Origin of the sequence: uncultured Rothia sp. (genome assembly GCF_937976295.1) — a bacterium.
Classification (GTDB): Bacteria; Actinomycetota; Actinomycetes; order Actinomycetales; family Micrococcaceae; genus Rothia.
This window is the reverse complement of sequence record NZ_CALJRY010000255.1, coordinates 1-8,675: the sequence shown is the minus strand read 5'-3', so window position 1 is coordinate 8,675 and position 8,675 is coordinate 1. Positions and strand designations below refer to the sequence as shown.

Genomic DNA, 8,675 nt, shown 5'->3' with positions numbered 1-8,675 from the left:
CATCGCGGGACTTGGAGGAGACGCGCAGCTCATCGCCCTGGATGTTCGCCTTCACGCCCTTGGGGCCCTCTTCGCGGATCATCTTGGAGATCTTCTTTGCCTGATCCTGGGCGATGCCTTCCTTGATGGAGCACTCGATGCGGGTTTCCTTACCGGATGCGTAGGGCTTGCCGGAGTCCAGGGACTTCAGGGAGATACCGCGCTTGACCAGCTTGGACTGGAAAACATCCAGCACCGCCAGGGCGCGCTCTTCGGCGTTTGCCTTGATGAGGATCTTGTCGCCGGAGTAGTCGATTTCTGCGCCAACGCCGCGGAAGTCGTAACGCTGGGAGATTTCCTTCTGCGCCTGGTGCAGTGCGTTGGAAACTTCCTGCTTGTCCACCTTGGACACAATGTCGAATGAGGATTCGCTAGCCATGGGCTTTCCTTTCGTGAATGAGGTGCTACTGGCACCGGTTAGTACTAGCCTACCGGGTTGGGGCTCTTGTTCACAGCTAACTATCAGAAATACGGGCCTGTTTTACAGGTGTTACTAACCTTAAAGGAGGACAATAGAAATATGACCACTCCTAACCTGTCCACGACGGATCTGCGCACGAGCGAGGAAGCTCGCGACCTGCAAACCCTCCTTTTCATCGACCTGCATACCTCTTTGGGGGCTGAGCCCGAGGGTATTCCTGAGGCGGAGCGTCTCAACGAATCTGATCACCACGATATTCATCTTGACCTGCATGCGGAAGATGCTGAGCCTTCTCCCTTTGACGGTGTCGGTATTACTCTGACTGAGCCTTCGCTGGTGGCACGTTTCCGCGGTGTTCGCCGTGACCTGGAGCGTGAGATTGCCGGTGACATGTGCACTGTGGAGCAGGCGCGCCGCTACCTGGAGCACCTGGAGATTGTGCTTCTGCTTGAGCAGGATGGCGATACTCCTTCCCGCTCCTTCTAAAACTGCTGTAGGCACTGGCTTTTCACGGCTTTACTTATAGGGTGAGGGCGCGGGCTGCGATAAAGACCACCAGATATATAACCTTCGTCACAAAACCCTATGTGAAGTGTACAAGTCCCTAAAACTGCTGTAGAGTAGTCTCTGTTCGCGTGAGCGAGCAACTAGCACCTAGCTAGGCGGCAGGTTACCCGAGCGGCCAAAGGGGGCTGACTGTAAATCAGCTGGCACTGCCTACGGGGGTTCGAATCCCTCACCTGCCACAAATAGCCCGGTTACGAAAGTAACCGGGCTTTTGTGTATCTAAAACCAGTTTCACGGTGGATCCCGCAGTCAGCTTCCACAGCAGTGACCGTATTTTCTCGATGCTCGCGTTTTTCCCGATGCTCCCATCGAGGCTTTCCCGAGGAGAGCGTATGGTTCACTCGGATGGGGGGGGGCTTTCGCCTGCCGGGCAGCGCGCCTCCATAACCCGGTGCGGAACCTTTCGCTGGATTAACCGCGACACGCTTAAAACTCGGCGGAACTTACCGCAGAAAGAACCAACTATGACGGCAAGCTGTCATATCTTTCACAATGTTTGAATCCCAGGGCGAACAATTAGCGATTGGGGTCTTGAGGGTGTAGCTTTATCTCATGGCTACTATTGAAATTACTCAGCAGAACCTGACTGCTACCGTTGAGAGCAACGACATCGTCTTCCTGGACTTCTGGGCAGATTGGTGCGGTCCCTGTAAGCAGTTCTCCCCCGTCTACGAGGCTGCTTCGGAGAAGCACAGCGACATTGTTTTCGGCAAGGTCGACACCGAGGACCAGGGCCAGCTCGCTCAGGCAGCAGGCATCACCTCCATCCCCACCATCATGGGCTTCCGTGGCGGTATCCTGGTGTACCAGCAGGCTGGAGCACTGCGCGAAGACCAGCTGGAGACCGTGATCGGTTCGATCCGCGAGCTCGACATGGACAAGGTCCGTGCAGAGATTGCAGCAGCAGAGGGCTCTGCAGAGAAGAAGTAAGCTCACCACCACAAAAGAGCTTGAACGGGGCGCACCCGCCGGCACAACCGGCAGGGGGCGCCCCGTCCCCTCTTAAAAAGCAGAGGCGCCCCGTCCCCTTTTACCCTCGTTGGGGTGCGGGGGCGTTAGCGGTCGCGGTGATCCTCAATGGTCATGCGCGCCCCGTAGCGCTGCTTCGAAAAGCCCGAAGCGTGCATGAGCCGTACCAGACGCTGCCGATGCGGGCTGTAGGGCGCCAGCAGGGCGAGCATTCCCGCATCATCGGTGCGCTTACCCGTGAACAGCTCACCGACCGCGTGCGCCAGATGGTAGTCGCCCACGCTGATGGCGTCCGGGTGCCCGCACACGCGCTGCAGAGCCTCGGAAATACTCCACGGGCCCACGCCGCGCACAGTGTGTAGGCTCCGCGCCAGCTGGGTGATGTCGCCTTCTGCCGCAATGTTTTTCAGAGACTCGGCGGAACGAGCGTAAGCGTACACGGTATCGTAGCGGCTTTTATCCACGCCCGCCCGATGCCAATCCCAGGTAGGAATCGTCGCCAGGGTCCGGGCGCTCGGGTAGACGCGCATCCCCTCCGGCTGATGCCCCAACCCGGTCGAAGGGGCGGGGGAGCCGTACTTTCGCAGAACCCAGCCTAAGGTCCTGAACGCTTCGGTCTGGGTGATGCGCTGCTCCACAATGGCGTTGAGCATCTGCCGGTCCAGCTGCCCCGAAGCGCTGAGGCGGAGCCCCGGATTCTGCCGCCACGCCTGCTGAATACGCGGCGGAAGAGACTCAAAAGAAGGTAGAGCGCCGAACTGTTCGGCGGGGTCGTGCAACCCCAGCCAGTACGTCATTTCCTGCGCTAACGCCTGAAGGTCGGCTCGCGCCTGCATCTGCTGGTCTGCGGCACTATACGAAACCCAGAGGCGAATACGCACCGGGCGCATCAGCAGACGATGAAGAACGGCAAGATTCTCCGGAAGCTCGGCGGGCTGCGCCAAGCGTTCGGTGTACAGCACCGCAGGGAACTCGTGAAACGGCGTGCGAGCCGTCAACCAGATTCTCTCGGCACCATCCGCGCGGCTCAGCGCACGATACGAAAGATCCTGAGCGCCGCGGCGCAACGACCCCAACGTCTGCGCCAACTGCACCGGAACATGCGGCTCAATCACAACCTCGCACGCCTCGGGAGCCAGGGCACCGGGAAGGGACGAAGCGGCGGAGGAGAGAGTACGAACCTGAACACGCGGTTCGTGAAGAGCATCCGCAAGCGCCGGCGCGTAGGGCACACCGGCTGCCGCCAAAGGATGCCGGATGCGCCGCGCACCCGCTGCCGGGCGGCTACCGGGGGTCGTGCCGTCAGGGGTGACACCGTCGGGGGTTGAGGAAGGAAACGTACTCACCACACCAGTCTATGCGCCCAAACCGGGCGGCAACATCCGGGGTAGATATTTGAGGAACAAGATACAAAAAGTGCAGGAAGGGCAGGTACGCCACTAATGCGATACTCTAAAAGGTAGAGCGAGAACGAACGCCAATACCGGCACGACATAGGCGGTGCGTTCCACTCGTTCCGTGGGCGCCTGTAGCCCGGACATACACCCCGAGAGAAGGACGCCTATGGCAGCGGAAGCACACGAAGCATCCTCGAATACTGACGCACCTGAACAGAAGAACAGCACCGCCACCGGTGCGGGCCGTACTCAGCGCGCCAATACTCAGCGCATCAAGAAACAGCCGCGTCAGTCCCTCACCGAGCGCGTCAAGAGCATCCGCCCCCTCGAACTACTACCCGGCCTGCTGCTTGCCGCCGCCGTCATGGCGTTGTACACCTACTACTCGCTGCAGCAGATGAAGCACTGGATTACGCCCTCCTGGGACCTGGCGATTTTCACCCAGATGGCGCAGGCGTACTCGCAATTCTCCGTGCCCGTCGTGCCCATTAAGGGGCCCGACTTCAACCTCTGGGGTGACCACTTCCACCCGATTCTGGTTCTTCTAGGACCCATCTACGCGCTGTTCCCCTCGCCGACCACCCTGCTGGTGGTGCAGAATGCTCTGGTCGCCTTCGCAAGCTTCGCCATTGTGCGCTTCACTCAGCGTGCCTTCGCGCTCGCCCAGAAGACTGAGGATGCCCAGAAGAGCGAACCGACGCAGAACGCTCAATCCGCAAAACTTCAGGGCGTTATCCCGACCATCACCGGTCTGCTACTCGGCGCCGGATTCGCCCTCAGCTTCGGCGTTCAGCAAGCTATCGCCGCCCAATTCCACGAAGTAGCCTTCGCCGTGCCGCTGCTCGCCATGAGCCTCGGCTACCTGGTGCTCGCCTCACGAGTGAGCGGTACCGAACGCGCACGCTACCTCGCCTACGCCTGCTGGTGGGCTCTACCCATTGCCTTCGTCAAAGAAGATATGGGCATTACTGTCGCAGCCATCGGCCTGATTATCTTTATCCGCACCGGCTGGCTGAGCACCGCCGTAGATATTCTGATGCCGCGCCTCTCCGCCGGTACTCCCGCCCCCATGCGCACCCGCATGCAGCAGCTCTACTCCTCCTGGGCGCGCACCCCCGCCGTCGCCGAATCCACCATGGTCATGGTGTGGGGCGTCTTCTGGTCCGTCGTCGCCATCTACGTGATTCTGCCCTACTTCAATAGCGGCGGAAACTTCGACTACGCCGACAAGGTGAACTTCTCCGCAGCGCTGGGCGACCCCTTCGGCTCAGCACTGCAGATGCTCAGCAACAACACCAAGCTTGCAACCCTCGGCCTGCTGCTCATTACCGGAGCGGTCCTCTGGGTGATTTCTCCTCTGGCGGCAATTGCCCTGCCGACCCTAGCATGGCGTCTGCTCTCCACCATGGAATCCTACTGGGCAAGCACCTGGCACTACTCGCTCGTGCTCATGCCCATCGTCTTCCTCGCCCTGCTCGACGCTGTCCTGCGGGTACGCTACGGCGTGGTTCCCGCCGCGATTCCGGTGCGTTCGGGTGCGCGAGTAGCCGATAGCGCCTCCGACGAGGAGCCTCAGACCAACACCGAGCCCAGCCGCCTGACCGCACTGGCACGCCGCATGCCCGTATGGCTCCTACCCGCCGTGGCGCTCTTCCTTGCCGCATCCCCGATTTTCGTACCCGGTTCCCAGCAGCCCCTCGCATCCCTGGGTAATGCGCAGTTCACCGCCTCCGCGCTGACTACGACTGACCAGATGAAGCAGGAGGCCGTCCAGAAGGTGCCCGAAGGGGTGACTGTTGCATCTGACCTGTCGCTTCTGACCCAGCTGATTCCCGGTCGTACCGTCTACTGGATCGGTCACACCGGTGAACCCGCACCCGACTACGTGGTTATCGACCGCATGAGCAACTCCTGGGGCGGCAACCCGCCGACCAACGCCGCACAGTACGCGGCTGACCGCTACGGCCACTCCTACGCTAAGTACGCGACCGTCGGCACGATTGATATTGTGCGTCGCGTTGACTAGCGCACCGCGGTAGCTGAATCTTTAGCGCCCACTCTGCATGTGCAGGGTGGGCGCTCGCCTTTAAGAGATGAGGTTTTAAGCACCTTTTGAGGTCAGATGGGTGCCGCTACGGTACACTAGGTAGAACACGGGAACCCCCGATGAAGGTCTTGTGCGCACCCGGCACCCAAGGTGGTGCTGGAATTGTAGGTGCGCCGTACTCACCATCACCGATTGATACGCCCCATAAACTTGCGGTTCACACCGCACACGAGGGCCTCTCTTAACGATCTCTGGTCCAGCGTCTTTGCTGCGTCTGCTGTAACAGACACACCACCGCCGTGTAAGCGGGAAGGCGAACCACCAGGAATACGTGATATTGCATGTGAGCATTACCCACCCTGTACACCCCTGAATCACAGGGACTACTGCGCGCCGAGCGTAGAGCACGAACAGGCGTGCGGATAATGTGCCGAGAAATTCAAGACCACCCCCAGCAAAAGCCGCTACCCGCAGCATCCGCAGAACACCTCTGCAGAATGCGCCGGTAACGGAGGACCCCTGGACGCTCTACTCCCCAGGGGATGATGTGTGGCTGGGCCGTGAAGGGGACACCCGGTAAGCGCCGAAAAGCGTGCGCTATCCACCCCTACCGTATAGAGGAAAAATTGACTGAGAATACTGCTACCCCGGCCGAACTGAACGCCGAGGCAGAGACCGTTGTGACCACTGAGAACATCACCGAGAACACCGTTGAGAGCCCTGCTGTAGAAGCAGAAGAAACCACTGCAGAAGCTACTGCAGAAACTCCCGCAGAAGCCGAGGCCACCGCAGAAGAAACCGCCGAAAAGGCTGAAGAAGAAGGCGTACGCTTCACCGACCTGGGCCTGGACGCCCGCGTCCTGGCGGCTCTGGAAGAGGTAGGCTACGAGAAGCCGTCCCCCATTCAGGAACAGACCATCCCCCTGCTGCTTGAGGGTCACGACGTGGTCGGTCTGGCACAGACCGGTACCGGTAAGACCGCAGCATTCGCGCTGCCGGCACTGTCCCGCATGGCTGAACTTGCCGACATCAACGGCGTCTCCCGCGACACCCAGGTTCTGGTCCTGGCACCCACCCGCGAGCTGGCTCTGCAGGTTGCAGAAGCCTTCTCCTCCTACGCAACCCACATGGAGGACTTCACCGTCCTGCCCATCTACGGTGGCTCCCCCTACGGCCCGCAGCTGGCCGGTCTGCGCCGCGGTGCGCAGGTCGTCGTCGGTACCCCCGGCCGCGTGATTGACCACCTGGAAAAGGGCTCTTTGGACCTGTCCAACCTGCAGTACCTGGTACTCGATGAGGCAGACGAAATGCTGCGCATGGGCTTCGCCGAAGACGTGGAAAAGATCCTCGAAGGCACCCCCGACAGCAAGCAGGTTGCGCTCTTCTCCGCAACCATGCCCAACTCGATCCGCAAGATCGCTCAGCAGTACCTGAACGACCCCACCGAGATCCGAGTCAAGGCTAAGACCACCACCAGCGCAAACATCACCCAGCGCTACATGCAGGTCATGCACTCCCACAAGCTGGATGCAATGACCCGCGTGCTCGAGGTCGAAAACTACGACGGCATCATCGTCTTCGTGCGTACCAAGAAGGAAACCGAGGAAGTTGCCGACAAGCTGAAGGCACGCGGTTTCGCGGCAGCAGCGATTAACGGTGACATCCCCCAGCAGCTGCGTGAGCGCACCGTTGACGCCCTGCGTGACGGCCGCATCGACATCCTCGTGGCAACCGACGTGGCGGCACGCGGCCTGGACGTTGAGCGTATCTCCCTGGTCGTCAACTACGACATCCCCCACGACACCGAGTCCTACGTGCACCGCATCGGTCGTACCGGCCGTGCAGGTCGCGAAGGTGCCGCAATCCTCTTCGTCACCCCGCGTGAGAAGTACATGCTGCGTCAGATTGAGAAGGCAACCCGCCAGAAGGTCGAGCCGATGCACATGCCCACCGCAGAGGCAGTGAACGAGACCCGTAAGCAGCGCTTCGCACAGCAGATTACCGAGACCATCGAGTCTGAGGATCTGAGCTTCTTCCGCCAGATTATCGAGGACTACGAGAACGAGCACGACACCACCGCTGAGGACATTGCAGCTGCACTGGCTGTTATCGCCCAGCAGGGTCGCCCCTTCTTCCTTGATGAGAGCGAAGATATCGCCCACAAGTCCCGCCCCTTCTCCGACGATGATTCGGATCGCGGCGGCCGCAAGGCAAAGCGCGCACACAATGATGAGGGTATGGTCAACTACAAGCTGAACGTTGGCCGTTCCTCCCGCGTGACCGCGGGCGCTATTGTGGGTGCACTGGCTAACGAGGGTGGCATTAAGGGCTCCCAGATTGGCTCCATCGACATTCGCCAGCACTTCACCATTGTTGGCCTGCCTGAGGACCTGCCCCGCGACTTCTTCGACCGTCTGCGTGACACCAAGATTGCTGGCGAGTTCATCAACATCCGCAAGGACAACGGTCCCAAGGGCGGCGGCGGTGGCCGCGGCTTCGGCGGTGGCCGTCGTGAGGGTGGTTTCCGCGACTTCGATCGCCGCGAGGGCGGTCGTCGTGACGGTGGCCGCCGCGAGGGTGGCTACCGCGGTAACCGTGACGGTGGCCGTGACTTCGGCGGTGACCGCGACTTCAAGCGTCGTGACTTCGGCGGCAAGCGCAATGACCGTGACTTTGGTGGTCGCGACTTTGGCGGCCGTGATAACCGTCGTGAGGGTGGCTACCGTGGCAACCGTGATGGTGGCCGAGACTTCGGCGGTCGTGACTTCGGTGGCCGTGATAACCGCCGCGATGGCGGCTACCGCGGTAACCGTGACGGTGGCCGCGACTTCGGCGGCCGAGGCAAGCGCTACTAAGATTTCGTAAGATTTCGGCTAAGCTCGGATCTGCGGGATGAGGGGCTGCTGAGGCTATCGGCTAGCAGCCTTGTCATCCGTATCTGATTCAAAGACCGGCAGGGGAGTGATGCGCTCTCCTGCCGGTCTTTGTTCTGTTGGTCTCTGCGTGTTTGCGTCAGCTGGTGCGGTGACGCTGGGCGAATGTGGCGGTGCTGGGTCAATGCTGGGCTCTTGGTCGATGTTGGGCTCCCATGCGGCAGTGTGGGGAACATGTAAGCGTAAATGTGGCGTATGCCATAGCTTTTCCGCTTGCGGGCATCCTTGAAGACCTGTATAGTTTTACCTGTTGCCCCGATAGCTCAGTGGTAGAGCGCCATCTTGGTAAGATGGAGGTCCCG

Annotated in this window: 6 protein-coding genes and 1 tRNA gene; 5 read left to right on the top strand and 2 right to left on the bottom strand. The window is 60.6% G+C overall.

What is annotated here, in order from left to right:
• A partial coding sequence (locus Q0216_RS06865) for a YajQ family cyclic di-GMP-binding protein (protein ID WP_298594001.1) occupies positions 1-418 on the bottom strand: 418 nt, incomplete at its 3' end.
• 141 nt (positions 419-559) lie between these two features.
• Here Q0216_RS06865 and Q0216_RS06860 point away from each other — a divergent pair.
• The 3 genes from Q0216_RS06860 (at position 560) to Q0216_RS06850 (ending at position 1,957) form a co-directional block, all read left to right on the top strand.
• The gene (locus Q0216_RS06860) at positions 560-946 is read left to right on the top strand and encodes a hypothetical protein (RefSeq protein WP_298593998.1); all 387 of its coding nucleotides are present in this window, start codon (positions 560-562) and stop codon (positions 944-946) included.
• A 178-nt stretch (positions 947-1,124) separates the two neighbouring features.
• A tRNA-Tyr gene (locus tag Q0216_RS06855) sits at positions 1,125-1,206 on the top strand.
• A 373-nt stretch (positions 1,207-1,579) separates the two neighbouring features.
• Positions 1,580-1,957 carry a co-chaperone YbbN gene (locus Q0216_RS06850; protein ID WP_005504813.1) on the top strand — a complete coding sequence of 126 codons (378 nt, stop codon included), beginning with the start codon at positions 1,580-1,582 and terminating at the stop codon, positions 1,955-1,957.
• A gap of 125 nt (positions 1,958-2,082) precedes the next feature.
• Here the strand turns inward: Q0216_RS06850 and Q0216_RS06845 are convergent, their stop codons facing one another.
• On the bottom strand, positions 2,083-3,342 hold the full coding sequence (locus Q0216_RS06845; RefSeq protein ID WP_298593996.1) for a DNA-3-methyladenine glycosylase: 1,260 nt from the start codon (positions 3,340-3,342) through the stop codon (positions 2,083-2,085).
• Between the two features lie 217 nt (positions 3,343-3,559).
• Here Q0216_RS06845 and Q0216_RS06840 point away from each other — a divergent pair, with 217 nt between their 5' ends.
• On the top strand, positions 3,560-5,419 hold the full coding sequence (locus tag Q0216_RS06840; protein WP_298593994.1) for a DUF2079 domain-containing protein: 1,860 nt from the start codon (positions 3,560-3,562) through the stop codon (positions 5,417-5,419).
• A 647-nt stretch (positions 5,420-6,066) separates the two neighbouring features.
• On the top strand, positions 6,067-8,295 hold the full coding sequence (locus Q0216_RS06835; protein ID WP_298593992.1) for a DEAD/DEAH box helicase: 2,229 nt from the start codon (positions 6,067-6,069) through the stop codon (positions 8,293-8,295).
• Positions 8,296-8,675 lie beyond the last annotated feature (380 nt).